Annotated in this window: 1 protein-coding gene; it reads left to right on the forward strand. The window is 72.8% G+C overall.

What is annotated here, in order from left to right; all coding sequences use genetic code 11:
- On the forward strand, positions 1 to 1,709 hold a 1,709-nt coding region (locus tag ACWGDE_RS38700; protein WP_453393776.1), incomplete at its 5' end, for a PP2C family protein-serine/threonine phosphatase.
- Between the last annotated feature and the right edge of the window lie 57 nt (positions 1,710 to 1,766).

Here is a 1,766-nt window from a genome sequence, read left to right on the forward strand (position 1 = left end):
CCTGGCTCCCCGTACCCGCCGACGGGCCCGCGAAGGCCGCCATCGGGTTCCTGCGGACGCGGCCCGGCCCCTTCGCCGCCGACATCCGGGCGCTGCTGCGGCGGGCGGCCCGCTTGTGCGCGGGTCCGCTGGGGATGCCGGAGCAGCCCCGCGACGCCGGCGCCGGGGCGACGGGCGCCGAGGTGGCCTCCGTACAGCAGGTCCTGGACGCGCTGGCCGGGCCCGCGATCCTGCTGACGCCGCTGCGGTCGGAGACGGGCGAGGTGGAGGACTACCGCATCGACGCGGCGGCGCCCGAGTCGGTCGACGTGGCCGGGCGACGCGGCAAGGAGCTCGTGGGCCGCAGGATCCTGGAGACGTACCCGACCGTGGCGGGCACCTCGCTCTGGGAGGGGTACCTCGAGACGCTCACGACGGGCACCACGTACGAGGGAGAGCCGTTCACCTACGAGGAGGTGGTCGTCGGCCTCCCGCAGCAGTCCGTCTACTCGGTCCGGGCGTCCAAGCTCGGAGACCGCTTGATCGTGTCCTGGATCCGCCACGACTCCACCGAGCGGGAAGCACAGCGGCTGGCCGACATGCAGCGGCTGGGCAACCTCGGCTGGGCGGGCTGGGACCTGGCGACGGACAGCATCACCTGGTCCGATCAGGTCTACGCCATCTTCGACCGCGACCCCGCCGAGGGGCCGATGACCCTGGACGAACTGCCGCTCCACCTCCTCCCCGAGGACCTTCCCAGACTGGGGGCCGCCGTCCGGCGGCTGCTGGGTGAGGGCGAGGCCGTCGACCAGCCGTTCCGGATCACCACGGCGCACGGCGTACGCCACTTGCGGATCGTGGCCGAGGCCCAGACGGACGCCGACGGCAACCCGGTCGAGGTGTACGGCTTCTTCCAGGACCTCACCGCGCAGCGCGGCGCGGAACTCGCGCTGCGCGAGAGCGAGCGCGCCGTCCTCGTCCAGCAGGGCATGCTCCAGGCCGAACGGGCCCTGGCCGCACGACTGCAGGAGACCCTGCTGCCCATCCCCGAGCAGTCCCTGGAAGTGGCGGGCCTGTGCATCGACGTCGCCTACGTTCCTTCGGAGCGCGGGGTCAACGTAGGAGGCGACTGGTACAGCGCGATCGAACTTCCGGACGGCAGCGGCCTGTTCGTCGTCGGAGACGTGGCCGGTCACGGTCTGGCCGCCGTCGGCACCATGGCTCAGCTGCGGTTCACCACGAAGGGCATGACGATCACCGGCTCTCCCCTGCCCGATGTCCTGCGCCGGCTCAACGCCCTCCTGCTCCACACCGCTTCGGACCCGTCCGCCACCGCCACGGCCACCATGGTCATGGCCCGCTACCAGCCCTGGGACCGGCGCCTGATCTGGGTGCGGGCCGGGCACCTGCCCCCCTTGCTGGTCCGCGGCGGACGGGCGGCCTTCCTCGAACAGCCACAGGGCAGCCTCCTCGGCGCCGCCCTCGACGCCTCCTACGGGCAGGCCGTCATGGACCTGATGCCCGGCGACCACCTGTTGTTCTACACCGACGGACTCGTGGAGCAACCGGGCGAGGACCTCGACGCGGGACTCGACCGCCTCGCCGCGAGCACCGTGCGACTCCTCCAGGAGGGCCGCGGGGAGTCCCTCGCCCGGACGCTCGCCGCGCTGTGCGCGGGCAACCGCGACGACATCTGCGTCCTCGACATCCACGTCCCGGACGATCCGTGAACCGGCCCACCGACCCGTAGCGGGGCTACGCGGATCTCCCGGTGCCGCTCAGCGGCC

It is taken from the genome of Streptomyces sp. NPDC054956, from assembly GCF_053609185.1.